At 61.9% G+C, this 13621-nt stretch carries 13 protein-coding genes; all 13 read right to left on the reverse strand.

Translation table 11 applies throughout. The features are described from left to right. Window positions 1-43: 43 nt before the first annotated feature. Window positions 44-1435: a sigma 54-interacting transcriptional regulator gene (locus WT24_RS01275; RefSeq protein ID WP_059499032.1), complete on the reverse strand. Its 1392-nt coding sequence runs from the start codon at window positions 1433-1435 to the stop codon at window positions 44-46. A 108-nt stretch (window positions 1436-1543) separates the two neighbouring features. Beyond that, on the reverse strand, window positions 1544-3580 hold the full coding sequence (locus WT24_RS31860) for a pilus assembly protein TadG-related protein (protein ID WP_306453328.1): 2037 nt from the start codon (window positions 3578-3580) through the stop codon (window positions 1544-1546). 5 nt (window positions 3581-3585) lie between these two features. Next, window positions 3586-3915: a DUF3613 domain-containing protein gene (locus WT24_RS01285; protein WP_060030674.1), complete on the reverse strand. Its 330-nt coding sequence runs from the start codon at window positions 3913-3915 to the stop codon at window positions 3586-3588. A 20-nt stretch (window positions 3916-3935) separates the two neighbouring features. After that, a complete protein-coding gene (locus WT24_RS01290; protein WP_060030670.1) occupies window positions 3936-4778 on the reverse strand; it encodes a tetratricopeptide repeat protein in 843 nt (280 codons plus the stop codon). Window positions 4779-4796: 18 nt separating this feature from the next. After that, a complete protein-coding gene (locus WT24_RS01295) occupies window positions 4797-5789 on the reverse strand; it encodes a type II secretion system F family protein (RefSeq protein WP_060030605.1) in 993 nt (330 codons plus the stop codon). Window positions 5790-5793: 4 nt separating this feature from the next. Further along, window positions 5794-6786, reverse strand: coding sequence for a type II secretion system F family protein (locus WT24_RS01300; protein WP_060030608.1), 993 nt, complete (start codon window positions 6784-6786; stop codon window positions 5794-5796). After that, window positions 6779-8137 carry a CpaF family protein gene (locus WT24_RS01305; RefSeq protein WP_060030611.1) on the reverse strand — a complete coding sequence of 453 codons (1359 nt, stop codon included), beginning with the start codon at window positions 8135-8137 and terminating at the stop codon, window positions 6779-6781. The genes WT24_RS01300 and WT24_RS01305 overlap by 8 nt, the downstream gene beginning before the upstream one ends. Before the next feature lie 3 nt (window positions 8138-8140). Continuing rightward, window positions 8141-9415 carry a fimbrial protein gene (locus WT24_RS01310; protein ID WP_060030677.1) on the reverse strand — a complete coding sequence of 425 codons (1275 nt, stop codon included), beginning with the start codon at window positions 9413-9415 and terminating at the stop codon, window positions 8141-8143. Window positions 9416-9475: 60 nt separating this feature from the next. Beyond that, window positions 9476-10807, reverse strand: a complete 1332-nt coding sequence (locus WT24_RS01315) for a type II and III secretion system protein family protein (RefSeq protein ID WP_060030681.1) — start codon at window positions 10805-10807, stop codon at window positions 9476-9478. A 65-nt stretch (window positions 10808-10872) separates the two neighbouring features. After that, window positions 10873-11796, reverse strand: coding sequence for a Flp pilus assembly protein CpaB (gene cpaB / locus WT24_RS01320; protein ID WP_060030614.1), 924 nt, complete (start codon window positions 11794-11796; stop codon window positions 10873-10875). Between the two features lie 94 nt (window positions 11797-11890). Then, window positions 11891-12337: a TadE/TadG family type IV pilus assembly protein gene (locus tag WT24_RS01325; protein WP_060030615.1), complete on the reverse strand. Its 447-nt coding sequence runs from the start codon at window positions 12335-12337 to the stop codon at window positions 11891-11893. Next, window positions 12334-12834 carry a prepilin peptidase gene (locus WT24_RS01330; RefSeq protein WP_060030620.1) on the reverse strand — a complete coding sequence of 167 codons (501 nt, stop codon included), beginning with the start codon at window positions 12832-12834 and terminating at the stop codon, window positions 12334-12336. The genes WT24_RS01325 and WT24_RS01330 overlap by 4 nt, the downstream gene beginning before the upstream one ends. A gap of 97 nt (window positions 12835-12931) precedes the next feature. After that, window positions 12932-13150 (reverse strand): Flp family type IVb pilin, encoded by a 219-nt coding sequence (locus WT24_RS31865; protein WP_082742047.1) that lies wholly within the window; start codon window positions 13148-13150, stop codon window positions 12932-12934. Window positions 13151-13621: the final 471 nt, after the last annotated feature.

The following is a 13621-nucleotide window of genomic DNA, read 5'->3' on the forward strand; positions in this document are numbered from 1 at the left end:
CCCGCCCGAGTCGTTGTAATTCACCGCGATTTTATCTCATTAATTACTCGCTTTCGCGGGTCTCGGGCTCTTCGTCGAAGATCTGATATTTGCGCATTTTTTCCCACAATACCTTGCGGCTGATACCGAGCTGCTGGGCCGTGTCCTGACGACGCCAACCGTTTGCGTCGAGCGCCGCGATCACGCGGCTGCGCTCGTTCATGTCCCACTTGCTGCGATCGACGAACACCTCGGCCGCGCTCTCCGCCGGCACCGGCTGGGCCGAGCTGCGTGCATGCGCGATCAGCCGCTGCAGCCGCGCGGCATCCCAGCCGCCCGTCTGCCGCACCGTCACGCCGACGCGCTCGGCGAGGTTGCGCAGTTCGCGCACGTTGCCGGGGAAATAGCTGTCCGCGACCGAATCCGTGAGCCAGTACGGCAGATCGGAGAGCTCGGCGAGCCGCTCCTCGCCGACCACCTCGGCGACGAACGACTTGAACAGCGCGATCTTGTCCACCGCGCCGCGCTCCTCCAGCGACGGGATGTTCAGCTCGATCACCGCGAGCCGGTAGTAGAGATCGGCCCGGAACAGCCCGTCCTTCACGAGCTGCGGCAGCTTCTTGTTGCTCGCCGCGACCAGACGGAAATCCACCTTCACCGGCGCCGTCGCGCCGACCCGCAGCACCGCGCCGTCCTCGAGCACCCGCAGCAGCTTGACCTGCTGATACAGCGGCAGATCGCCGACTTCGTCGAGGAACAGCGTGCCGCCGGCCGCCTGCTCGAAATAGCCTTTATGCGCAACAACCGCGCCCGTGAACGATCCTTTCGCATGGCCGAAGAACAGCGATTCGAACAGGCCGTCCGGAATCGCGCCGCAGTTCACCGGCACGAATTCACCGTGCCGGTAGCGCGAATGCTTTTCGTGCAGCAGTTGCGCGATGCGCTCCTTGCCGACGCCGGTTTCGCCGTGCAGCAGCACGTTGGTGTCGCAGTCGGCGAACGTATCGACTTCGTGCAGCAGCGCCTGCATCGATTCGGAGTGCGCGACGAGTTCGGATGGCTGCAACGTTTCGGCTGCGTGCGCACGCAGTTGCGTGACGAGCTTGCCGATCATGCCGCGCAATTCCGCACACGTGAAATCGAGCGGCAGGATGTGCGAATACTCGGGCGGGTACTGCGACGCGTCGTGGTCGCGCGCCGCGCCGACCCACACCACCGGCATGCCGATGTTGGCCTGCCAGTCGCGCAGGAATGCCGCGCCGCCTTCGATCATCGTCACGCTGATGATCGCCAGCGACCGCCGCATCGCGGCGCGCTCGGGCGAGACCGCCGCGTTGTCGGCGCGGATCACTTCGACGTCGAAGCTCGCCATGCATCGGGCGACGCGGTCGACGATGTCCGCCTTGCCTTCCCAGACGTACAGGTCGAGCTCTTCGATTGCGGGCGTGGTTCTCATGTTTCGGATGCGGCTTCAGTAATTGACGGGTTGCTTGGCGTTGCGGATCGGTGGCTGGATGCGGACGACGGCGATGCTGCCCGCTTCGATAACGGACCGTTCAGGCATTTATTGAACCAGCATGGGATCGCCACATTTGATCGAATCCGGTGTGTTGGTGACATAGGCGTTCCCCAAGCTCAGGCCTAGCAGGCCCGTGACGGAAGTCAGGAGCGAATCGATCGGTTGCAGAAGGAGCGGAACGAGCGTGGTTGCCAGCGCGTTCAGGATTGGCCCCGTCACAACGTTTAATATGGGATTCGCGATGACGCTCAGCCACTGAAGCACGCCACTGTTGGCCTTCACTTCCAACGACAAGCCGCTGTTCAAGATACCTTGAACAGCTGGCGACAGGAACTGATCCGTTCCCGTGCCAAGCATGTACGGCGATGCCGGGTTCGGCGAAGCAGACGATCCAGGCCCGGGATACGTGAACACCAGCGGTGTCGGACTTTGATTGGCAACAGGAACCGTCAACTGTCCTGGCAACAAGTTGATGTTGAGCGAAACGTCGGTCAGGTCGACGATCCCCAGCGTCAGGGTTTTGACCAACGTCGTCAGCCCGGAAACCAAGCCGCCAAGGTTCAACAAATTGAGCAGGCTCTGGAGGTTGACGGACACCAGCGTAATCGGCGTGGCGCTGCTGTTGGGCACATAACCGCTGGGCGCACTGAGGTTGATCGGCGTATTCGCCGTGCCGCCGATATAGACGGCCACCACCCCAGTCTGCACGTTGACCTGCGCGCTTTTCGCGCCGTCCGACGTGCAGGTGACAGACATCAGACCTGCTCTCGCTGGCGCCACATATGCAGTGATGGGCAATTGCACCGCTGCCAGCGGCGTCGCAGTGCCGGACGGACAACTGCCTCCCGGAAAGACCAGCGAGCCGTTAGAGCATGTCGACAGCAGCGAGATCGACGTATTGAGGAACACGTTGCCCTGCGCGGTGGACGTGTTGGTTGTGCAATCGGATGTCCCGCAATTCGACGGCCCGGGCGAACCGCTCGCAATAGACGGCGGATTGGCTCCCAACTTGACTGAACCCGATACGGTCACATTCAGTAGCGGTGAAAGCACCGTGGGCGTCTGAACCGTGACGCTTGGAATGTCGACCGAATTCGTGCCGTTCGCGATCTGCAATGCCGTCGACAGCAAGCCGAGCGCATTGACGCTGGCATTGACGGCAGAGCTTCCCGTCGCGGTCGCGGCGGAAACCAATTGACCGAGCGCGATCTGCGGCCCACCACAGACTCCGCCCGGACAAAGGGCGATAACCAGTGCGTTCAGCACCGTCAGGTTCGCCGCGGCCACACTTTGCTGCGTCGCGGCCTGTACCGCGGCATTGGCCAGTTGACCGAGCGTCACGGTGCCATTCAGCACGCCCGTACCGGTGCCGACAGGGAGATTGGCGAGAATGCCGGCTAGCTTCAAATTGACTTGTGCGAGTCCCTGATAGTCAACCAGTTGGAGATTCAGCGCGTTGTCGTTTGATCCAGTCAGCGCCTTGAGTAACTGGTTGGCCAAGCCTCCATTCAACGCCGCAACCGACGTTGTCAGCGTAAAAGTGTCGGTGGGTAAGCTCTTGGCAATGGCAGATCCGCTGATCGTGACGCCACCGCGAAAAATCCCGTCGACCGGCTCGGCCACCGTGACGCAAACGGCGTTGGTCGGCTGCCCATTGATCGCTCCGACCGACAGACCCGCACACTGGTTGCCGCTGATCGGGTCGCCCGACACCCATGTGAACTGCGCGCTGCCGCTGCCTTGAGGTGCGGTCCAGATACCGCACGACACGGAAACTTTCGAACCCTGCGGCAATGCATTCGTCGCCGGGTTCGCGATTTGACTGGCTGCGGTCCTCGCGGCCTGGCAAGTCGAATCAGCCGTAACCTGAGAGACCGCCGAGAGCGCGGCCAAATCGGCCGCCGCTTGCATCCGACGTCTTTCGGCATAGAAATGGCCGACGTCGATCGCGCCTAGGATAATGATCGCAACCAGCGCCCAGATCGTCGCCATGATCGCGACGCTACCGCGCTGGCGACTTCTCCCGGGACCGCCGGCGTTTCCCCGCCGCGCCGCGTGCGATTGATCTACGCGCATGGTCATCCAGCTTATTGCGCGCCCTGCCCGCCGCCCGACATGCCACCCACTGCGCCGAGCTGCGAACTCATCGAATCGGGAATCTTGTTCTTGAACGAATCGAGATAGCGCTGGTACGCAAGCGACGCGACCTCGCCGAACATGGGTTGCGTCGGCGCCGCCGCGCGATTGTCGCGCTGCATCGCGAGCCAATCTTTGGTCGAGCGACCGACGTCGGACGCACCCAGTGTCACGGCGTCTTGACAGTATGCGGCGCCGGAACCCGTTACGAGGCAGATGATCGCGATCAGCGTCGCAACCCGGCCCGCGCATGCACTTCGATTGAGTGTGTTGTCGTTCATGTCGTTCCCCGGATATCTGTTCATTGTGCAAACCGTTGCAGCAGCGGCACAGTCTGGTCGTAACCAAAGTTGTTCGCCATCGGCGTGATCGACGTCGTCGCACCGCGCCGCGACACAACCGGCGGCGTCGCGATTGCGCGCTGCTGCGCACGCACTGCTGCAGCAATCTTCGCGGCGTCACCGTTGATGTCCTTGCGAATCTCCGTCGACAGATGCTGCTGGTTCATCAACCGTTGCGCATCCTGCGCACGTCCTGCCGCAAACAGATACAGAGCAAGGTTGCTGACAATTTTCGGATTGCGCTGATCGAGTTCGGCTGCTTTCATCAGCGGCACTCGCGCACCGACGACGTCGCCACTGCGCAACTTCGCGTAAGCAAGATCGGACAGCAACGACGGATCCGTCGGCGCGAGCTCCGACGCCTGCGTCAGCGCCTGGACGGCACGGTCGAAATCGCCCGCGGCGCCGGCTAGCAAGCCCAACCCGCGATAACCGCGCGCGGCAAGCGGCGTCTTCAGCAACTGTGCGTACGCGGCCGCGCTGGCGGCCGGCTGGTCGGTCATCCGTAGCGCATCCGCACGCAACAGGATCGATTCCGGCATGACACCGTATGTCTTGTCATATGCATCGATGTGCGCGAGCGAAGCGTAATAGAGGCCCTGCGCTTGCATTCGCTGAATCAGACCTAGATACATCCCCGGCGTATCCGGCACGGACTGCTTTTGATCTGCTGCTTGCATCAGTGCGGCGCGCTCGGTCTGCGCGCCCACGCCATACCCACTTTCCTTGGTTGCGCATGCGCTGAGCAGCAGCGCCACCGCCAGCATGCTCGCCCGGGTTACCCCTTTGCCGATTCGCTTCATCGTCTGTCCTTCCATCCTTCAATGCTGCGACGACAACGCGCGCATCACCGCCAGCATGCCTGGCCCTGCCGTTACGATAAGCAGGGCGGGTAACAGCGTCAGCACCATTACGCCCGTCATCTTTACCGTCAACCTACCGATCCGTTCACGCAGCATCGCTCGACGCGTCTCGCGCAAACGGTCGCCGAACTGCTTGAGCGGTTCCTGCACCGCACCGCCATGCTTGTCGACCTGAATCATCAATCGTACGATCGCGCGCAAGTCCTCGTTGTCGAATCCACTAGACAGCCGTTGCAGCGACTGCTCGCGGGTACGGCCCGCAGCGAACTGACGCTGCGCGATTCCCACCTCCGACGACAGGACCGGCAGCATCCCGCGAAAATCGTTCGTCACGACTTGGAGGCTTTGATCGAGCGACAGACCGACGCCTTGCAGTAAACGCAACATGTCTACGAGTAGCGGTAGTTCGTCGACGACGCTCTGTCGCCGCGATGCTGCGCGGCGCTGTACATAGAGTTTCGGCAGCATGAAGCCGAGCGCGAAGGCGACGCACATGCCGACCATCCAGATACCGCCTTTCGTGCGCCCGCTCGCGAAGATAGCGAACAGCAGCGGCAACGCAATCCCGCACGCGACCCGCGCACTCAGAAATAGCCCGCGCGTGCGTGCATCGACATATCCGCATTGCTCCAGCAGGCGACGGTCCTCTTCCGCGACCGCGTATTTGCCGAATCCGGTATCCAGCCAGCGCATGCCTGCCGCCGACAGGCGATCTAGCCAACGTTCGATACGTTGCCCGCCGCGCACGTTGGCTTTCGCCGGCGCATCGCCCTCCTGCGCAGGCTGCGCTTTTGCTGCCTCACGTGCAGCCATGCGTCGATCCAGCGCATCGACCAACGCTCGTTCGGCACGCGCCGCAGCATTCGCCCGCAACATCGCAACCATACCGAGCAGCAGTACCCCAAGCGCGCCCATGGCCAACGCAATCGCTCCGATTTGAGTTGCCGTCATAGCCTCACCTGAGCCGAGCCATTCGATACAGCCATATGCTGCCGACCACTTGGGCCAGAAACGCGATCATGAGCAGCGACCGCCCGCTCGGATCGCCCCACATCCCGTACAGATACTTCGGATTGGTCATCACGACGAAGCTGCCGATTGCAATCGGCAGCATGACGAGGACGAACGCGGACAGCCGCGTCTCCGACGACATCGCGGTCAATTCACGCTCGGCTTGCTCGAGATCGCGCATGAATACGGCCATCCGCTCAAGCATCACATCCGCGCGACCACCGTATTTGACCGATAAGCGCAGTACCGAGCCGACCAGCTCAAACTCTTCCGTCCGGTAGATCTTCGCGATGTGCATCATGGCGCGGTCGATCTCGATACCGCCGCGCAGCATCCGCGACACGACGTCGAGACAGCCACGCAGCGGCTCCTCGGTCGTCAACAGGGCAGACTGGAAAGCAGCCGGCACGCTGTTGCCCAGCGTCACGAGACGCACGATCCCGTCGAGGAACGACGGGATCTGGCGGACGATCTTCAACCGTCGCCGCTGAATTCGTGACGCGAGCCAGACGCCAAGTATCGCGCTGCCACAAATGATCGCCGCAAAACACGCCAGCACGCCGCCGTGACTGCCCGCGATGAATGCAGCCGCGATGAGCACCGCAAGCGCGACGAGCGCCTTGCCGCGCGCATCGTCTATCCCCGCACGACTCGCAAGGTTGGACAGATATTCGGATGCGATCGCATACCAGTGCGCCCCGAAGGCGTCAGACGACGCCTTCCGTGCCGCACCCGGTTGTTGCGCGGCTCGCACGGCACCAGCCGCCGGCGCACGTGCCGTCTGTGCTGCGACGCGTGCACCCGGTTCGAGCCGGCTGTCGATGAAGCGTTTCGCGTCGGTCCGTACGCGCCGGGTCTCTGCGTGACGCCACAACATCATCGCAGCCGCGACGCATAGCATCGCGATCGCCAGCACCCATACCATCGCGCTATACATTGAAGCCCCCGCCGCCTCGGCCGAACCCGCCACCGCCAAAGCCGCCATCGCCGAACCCGCCGCTCGTCAACGTCTGACGGAAGCGCGCGAGCTTCGGCGAATGCGGATGAATGCCGAGCGTCTCCCAGTGGTCGACTTCCTCGCCCTCCGGCGTCACGCGCGCTTCGTAGCGGTAAAGCTCCTGCATCGCGATGATGTTGTCGGACAGCCCGGTCACTTCGGTGATCGACAGGATCCGACGCCGCCCGTTCGACAGGCGCCCGATCTGCACGATGAAGTCGATCGCATTCGCGATCTGCCGGCGCAGGCTCGATTCGGTACCCTGGAAGCCGGCAAAACCCGCCAGCATCTCGAGACGGTACAAACACTCGCGCGGCGAACTCGCATGCACGGTACCCATCGAGCCGTCGTGCCCCGTGTTCATGGCCTGCAGCATTTCAAGCACCTCGCCGCCGCGCACTTCGCCGACGATGATCCGGTCCGGACGCATCCGCAACGTATTGCGCAGCAAGTCGCGGATCGACACGACGCCGGTACCGTCGAACCCGCCAGGTCGGCTCTCGAGCCGCACGACATGCGGGTGGTTCAGCGACAACTCGGCCGTATCCTCGATCGTCACGACACGCTCGATCTCCGGAATATGGAACGCGAGCGCATTGAGCAGCGATGTCTTGCCGGAACTCGTACCGCCCGATACGAGAATGTTGCAACGCGCTTCGACTGCCGCCTGAAGCAACGTGTTGATCTCTTCGTTGAACGTTCCGTTGCCAAGCAAGTCGGACGGTTTCAGCGGATCCTTACGGAACTTCCGGATCGATACGACTGGGCCGTCGATCGACAGCGGTTCAATCACAACGTTCACGCGGCCGCCGTCGGGCAATCGCGCGTCGACCATCGGGTTCGACTCGTCGAGACGGCGGCCGATGGGCGCGAGAATTCGGCGCACGATCCGCAGCAGGTGCGCGTTGTCGGTGAAGCGCACGGGCAGCTTTGCGAGGATCCCGTGACGGGACACGTACACGTCGTTGTAGCCGTTTATCAGGATGTCTTCGACGGCCGGATCCGCAAGCAGGTCCTCGATCGGCCCGAAGCCCGCAAGTTCCTTCGTCAGGGCCTCGGCGATCGTCCGCACCTCGTTCTCGTTGAGCGGAATGCGACGAAGGCGCACGAAGCTGTCGATCTCGAGGTCGACGAACTGATTGATCGCCTGTCTGGACCATCGACCGAACTCGGCACCCAGCTCTTCGATGCGCGTCAGCAAATGTTCATGCGCGGCATTCTTGATGTCATGGAATTGCTGCGTCTGGGAGAACGGCGCTGCGCCGTCGGCAAATTGAATGTCGTGTGCCATCGCTTACGACCGCTTGGACGAGGGTTGAATGAAGCGCTTCAGCGCGGACAGACCGGCCGCCGAACGAGGACCGGCCGATTTGACCGACACACCAGGCAGCCGCGCGGCAAGCAACTCGAGCGCGCGCACGTACGGGTCGCGCTCCGCCGTATCGACGATGAGTCGCCCCCGGTTCGCCGCGTGACCGATCGCAACACGGCGCGACGGCAAGGTACCGACCAGCGACAAGCCGAGGCGCTCCGCGATCTGCGCGGGTGACAGGTCGAGCGCTGGGTCGTACTGGTTGACGACGAGCCGTACGCGATCGGTATTGACACCCGCGTCGCGCAGGCCGGTGAGCAAATCGGCCGCCGATACAATCGACGCGACACCTTGATCGCAAACAAGCCACGCCTCGTCAGCCGAGTTCGTGATCTGCGCCACAAATTCGCGATTCGAGAAACCGCCAAGATCGATGATCTGCTGATCGAAGAATGCGCGAAAACGGTTCAGCAAACCGGCACACGACGCGTACGAGACATCGCGCAGCGCACCGAGATCGGCTGGCAGCGTCGTCAACGCCACGCCGCTCTCGTGTCGACTCAGCGCGGTATTCACAAAAGTCCTATCGATGCGGCGCAGGTTGTGCACCGCATCGATGAAATGGAATTCGCAGCGAGTATTCAGGAACAGGGCGCCATCGCCTGCCGGTAGCCCTAAGTCGACGAGCGCGGTCTGGCGGCCGGCCGGCGTACCGCCATTCGGCACACCATCCACTCCCGAGGCCGCCGCGCGCTTCTGTAGCCATACGGCGAGATTCGCCGCGAGCGTGCTTACCCCCATGCCGGCACGTGCGCCCAGCAATGCGAGAAGCTTGCCGTGTCGGCTCGCTGGTTCGCCGACATTCGCGAGCAGCCCGCGCGTCGTCCGCAATGCATCCTCCGGCGGTGCCGACACGTCGATGAAATCGCGAACGCCAGCACGCAATGCGGCGAGCGTGCTCTCAGGCTTTGCGAGCGAACCCAACGCGACAATCGGCAGCCCCGGATGCGTGGCGCGAATAGCAGCCGCGGCAATGCTCGCCGCCGCGCTGCCGTCGGTGAAATCGATGAAGACGAGCGCCGGATTGAGGCCCGTAATACGCTGCGCCAGCATACCCGGCTCAAGCGACGCGACCTCGACCGCGCCGGCCGATACGAGCGTATCGGCCAGCCAGCGGACATGCGCCTCATGCTGCGACGCACACACGAAATAGTCAGTCACGGCAGGTTCACACAATGATTGAATTCGCGCATTCATGTCGAACACCCCCGATTACACAAGGCGTGGCGATGCATCGCAAGCCGCGAGACATTGCACTCATTTCGAAAATCCGGGAGCAGCGTCCGGCGATGCGGCTCCGCCCAGATACGATTTCCAGACCGGCCCGTCGCGCTGCTCGGACAACTCACCGGGTGTCGCGGGCAACACTGCGCCCTTCGCGATCGGCGCGACGAGATGCGGCGTCACGATGATCAGCAGTTCCTTGTCGTTTTGCTGATAGCTCAGATTCTTGAAGAACGTCCCAATGATCGGCAGATCGCCGAGCAACGGTACCTTGCTCACGTTCGACATCGTCTGGCGATCGATCAGGCCGCCAATAACGAAGCTCTCCCCATCACCCAGCTCGACAGTCGTGTCCGCCCGGCGCGTCGTAATGCCGGGTACTGCAACGCCGCTGATCGTCACACTGTTCACGAAGTCAAGCTGACTCGATTCCGGTGCGACCTTTAGCGCAATCCGGCTCGGACTCAGGACCGTCGGCGTCAACGAGAGTCCGACACCGTATTGCTTCCACTGGATCGCCGTCGAACCGAGCCCCTGCGGCGACGGCACCGGAATCTCACCGCCCGCGAGGAAACTTGCGCTCTGCCCGGACAGCGCGACCAGTGTCGGCTCGGCCAGCACGCGTGCCAGGTTGTTCGCCTCCAGCAGAGACAGGTCGGCAAAGATGCCGCGTCCGGCCGCGTTCACGACCAGGTTGAATGCGGACGCCACTGGCGATCCGAGCGTCGGAACGTACCCCCCGGTCCCCGGGCCTGAACCGCCGCTATAAGATTGCACGCCTCCCGGAGAAAACGATCCGAACGAAAAACCGTTGCTTTGCTTGAAGAAATTGAATCCGACCTGCTTGAGTACCGAACGGCTGAATTCGACGACCCGCACGTCGACTTGCACGACACTCTTGCCGGGGACCGTCGAACGGTCGATCACTGCGCCTTTTCCACTCATGTTCTTACCGACCGCGGCCGCACGCGCATGCGCTTCGAGCGACGCGGCCGAGCCTTGCAGCACAGCCGTGCCGCCGTATGCATTCACGCGCGGCGTAGCACTGTCGAGCACGGCTTGTGCGGCCGCATCGACCACCTCGACGTTCCAGATCGTTGGTTCATCGCGGCCGCGCTCCCACAGCATCACGTTGGTTGCACCGGGAGCCTTCGCAGTGAGCAGCACGGAACCGGAGCGGCTGCTCTTCATGATCAGCACGTCGGCAATTGCCGGGTCGCCAACCGCGACGCGCTGCAGGGTACGGCCCGCCGAAATCTGCCGTTGTGCGCCGACCGCAAGTTCGATCGTAGCGCTCGCGCTCGCGAACGAGGTGAAAGTCATGGTGCAGATGGCAATCGCGAATGCAATCAGTGTGTTTTTCATCGTTTGGTAGACCGTCGCGCGGCCTTTTGCTCGTCGTCGCTGATATCGATGGCCGTCGACCTGGTTCAATAGGCAACCGTTTCCGACCGGCCGCCGCGAATCACTTCGATACTGCCTCCGCCCCCGCTCGGCCGCGCAGGCGGCAGATGTGATGGCAACGGCGGCACATTCGCGCTGGTTACCGACGTTCTCGATGTACCGGACAATTGTTGCAGCGAGACGCCTGCCGCGGCCAGCGCCGACGGCGACAACTTGTTGTCCGTACGTACCGCAACCGTCTGTAGCGCAAGCTCGTCGTCACGCGGATTACGCAATGCAAAGGTCAGCCGGCCGCTCGCCTCGCCAAGCGTCAGCGCATCGACCTGCGCTGTTGGTACTGCGAGCACCGCGATGCGGGCACCGCTCGGCTGCCCGTTACCACCGCTGTTATTGCCGCTGTCGCGCTGGGCAGTCGCATCACCGAACGACAGCACCCGAACCTTCGACAACAGAAGCCGCGCCTGTGTCTGCGAAACCTCGCTGTCAAGCATCGTGCTGCCAGCTTCGCGTTTCAGGTTGAGGAACACGTCGACGAAATTCCCGGGCCGCAGCCGGTTACCGACCGCGTTCGTTTCGTCGACACGAACCGCAACCGCGCGTTCGCCAGGCTGCACGTCCTCGGCAAGCCCCGACACCAGTGCATCTGCAACGACCGGCGTCGAGGCCGGAATGTCCCGAGTCGGCACGCGGCCGACAAGCGCAGCCGGGTCGTTGAACGCGCCTGCCGGCGCCGACACAGTCGATTGAATCTTCAGCGCGTCGGCCGAAATCGGCTGCCCCCCAGGCAAAATACGCGTTGCAATCACGACCGGCACTGCAGTTGCCACCGTCACAGGCTGGGACGGCGAGGGACTTGAAGCACTGCGTCCGAGCACCCATGCATAGATTCCGAGCAGAACGGCTATCGCAATCAGCAGCCCCGCAATGATCTTCGTTAAGTTATTGGCCATGTTGTCGTATGGATGCCGGAATAAAAATCCAGTTAGTTTCTCTTCTTGCCGTGCGATTTGCGTGTGACATGCCTATCGCTTCATGATGTCGAACTCACAGCATGGACTGCGGGATTTGCACCACTGCCGTACCGGTCAGCGGTTGGGTCATGATTGTCCCGAGGAACGGCATGATGGTCATCCAGCTATCGGGCGTATAGCTCACGGTGACTGTCAGGCAATACAACAGCGGCGTGGGCGTTCCGTTGTAGTTGCATTGCTGCGCCACCACGTTAGGCGGACTGCTGTTCAGCCAACCAAGGACGTTCTGTGTAGTCGTCTTTGCGTTCGCGACGCGTGTCGTGAGATCCGGTGCGTAGCTCAACCCTGCTCGTGCCCCCTCGCTGGCAGCCAATGTCAAGCTTTGCTGAATGACGAAAACCATTCCGAAACTCAGGATCGCGTAAAAAATCACGAAGAACAGCGGGAACACGATCGCAAACTCGACCGCTGTCGCGCCACGCTCTCGTCGCCGTCCCTGACACGCGTCCTGTCGTTTCATCGCACGCCCCCTGTTGCTATCAGATAGAGCAACCATGCAGCAGCCGGTACCGCGAGACATGCGGCATAGGGCGTCGCTCGATATCTGCCAAGTACCAGCGCCGGCTCGCGCCGCCGCCACAAGGTCCCGAGCGACGTGCGCGACAGCAGCATCACGGCGAGCGCGTGCAACCCTGCAGCCAGACTGGCCGCTATCCAGAGCCAAAGCAGCGCATGCGCACCGCACCAGATGCCGAGCACGGCGAAAATCTTTACGTCGGCAGCGCCCATGACGCGCAGAAGGAAGAACGGTAGCAGCCCGAGCAGGCCGACCAGCATGCCGACCACTGCTCCATGCACCGAAATACCAAATGGACTCGCGGCCACGCATGCGGCACCGAGCCCACCGATTAATCCGGCCAGGACAAGCGCATTCGAAATACGGCGGAAACGAATATCACTGACCACGACTAAACCCGCCCAGGCCAGAAATACTCCGCAAAAAATGAGATGTCCCATCGCACCACGACCCGCAGCAGATACAAGGGCGGGCGGATTACCGAAGTAGTCCGCCCGCTACTGCGCTACGACGACTTCCGAAAAAGAAGAGGTCGACTTAACCCGCCGGGGTTGCCCGAATGGCGGTGGCAGAACAGTTCGTAGACGAAGGAGATGACACGCAAGTGCCGAGATTGGTAAACATGTTACCGAGACTACTGCCGATGTTCGTCACCCCTGCGACGATCGCGACAGCGATCAGACCCGCGATCAGTCCATACTCGATCGCGGTAACCCCGTCGTTTTCCTTAAGGAAACGCTTGATGATTGCTTTCATTTTATTCCTCGTGCCTGTATTTACGTTTTCTGGCCTTTTATACGTATACGTCCCCGCATATCTGGCCGTTTGCCCCAGCCGTTCGCCACATCTGCTGCAACGACAACCGGGTGCGCTTTCTTTATAGGTCGCCCCGAAGGGCATTGCTCACGATTTGATGCAAGTTAACATTCGCGATAGTGGCCCTCCTCGAACGTAGTGTACCGAACCGTACATTTGCTTACATCTGCTCCGGATTCTATATCTGATCCGATTTAACTTCCAACTCCTTTTTTACCAACCTGGATCGAAAAAATGACCGAAGCGCAACATATTTGTACGGCGTTTCGGTACGACTTACACATAGGATTTACGATAGGTTAGATGTGCACACCTAATCCACCAGTAAAACCGTTGCCTCGTCCACCAAGCCCGGGTGAGCCCCACGTTACGCCGCACGCGTAACGCCAATGTTGTGACGTTACGTTACGA

The sequence above is a fragment of the Burkholderia sp. MSMB1078WGS genome, from assembly GCF_001528895.1.
Classification (GTDB): Bacteria; Pseudomonadota; Gammaproteobacteria; order Burkholderiales; family Burkholderiaceae; genus Burkholderia.

Coding starts and splice junctions, on each gene's coding strand:
- WT24_RS01275 (WP_059499032.1), bottom strand. CDS start 1,435: ATGAGAACCACGCCCGCAATCGAAGAGCTCGACCTGTACGTCTGGGAA.
- WT24_RS31860 (WP_306453328.1), bottom strand. CDS start 3,580: ATGACCATGCGCGTAGATCAATCGCACGCGGCGCGGCGGGGAAACGCC.
- WT24_RS01285 (WP_060030674.1), bottom strand. CDS start 3,915: ATGAACGACAACACACTCAATCGAAGTGCATGCGCGGGCCGGGTTGCG.
- WT24_RS01290 (WP_060030670.1), bottom strand. CDS start 4,778: ATGAAGCGAATCGGCAAAGGGGTAACCCGGGCGAGCATGCTGGCGGTG.
- WT24_RS01295 (WP_060030605.1), bottom strand. CDS start 5,789: ATGACGGCAACTCAAATCGGAGCGATTGCGTTGGCCATGGGCGCGCTT.
- WT24_RS01300 (WP_060030608.1), bottom strand. CDS start 6,786: ATGTATAGCGCGATGGTATGGGTGCTGGCGATCGCGATGCTATGCGTC.
- WT24_RS01305 (WP_060030611.1), bottom strand. CDS start 8,137: ATGGCACACGACATTCAATTTGCCGACGGCGCAGCGCCGTTCTCCCAG.
- WT24_RS01310 (WP_060030677.1), bottom strand. CDS start 9,415: ATGAATGCGCGAATTCAATCATTGTGTGAACCTGCCGTGACTGACTAT.
- WT24_RS01315 (WP_060030681.1), bottom strand. CDS start 10,807: ATGAAAAACACACTGATTGCATTCGCGATTGCCATCTGCACCATGACT.
- cpaB (WP_060030614.1), bottom strand. CDS start 11,796: ATGGCCAATAACTTAACGAAGATCATTGCGGGGCTGCTGATTGCGATA.
- WT24_RS01325 (WP_060030615.1), bottom strand. CDS start 12,337: ATGAAACGACAGGACGCGTGTCAGGGACGGCGACGAGAGCGTGGCGCG.
- WT24_RS01330 (WP_060030620.1), bottom strand. CDS start 12,834: ATGGGACATCTCATTTTTTGCGGAGTATTTCTGGCCTGGGCGGGTTTA.
- WT24_RS31865 (WP_082742047.1), bottom strand. CDS start 13,150: ATGAAAGCAATCATCAAGCGTTTCCTTAAGGAAAACGACGGGGTTACC.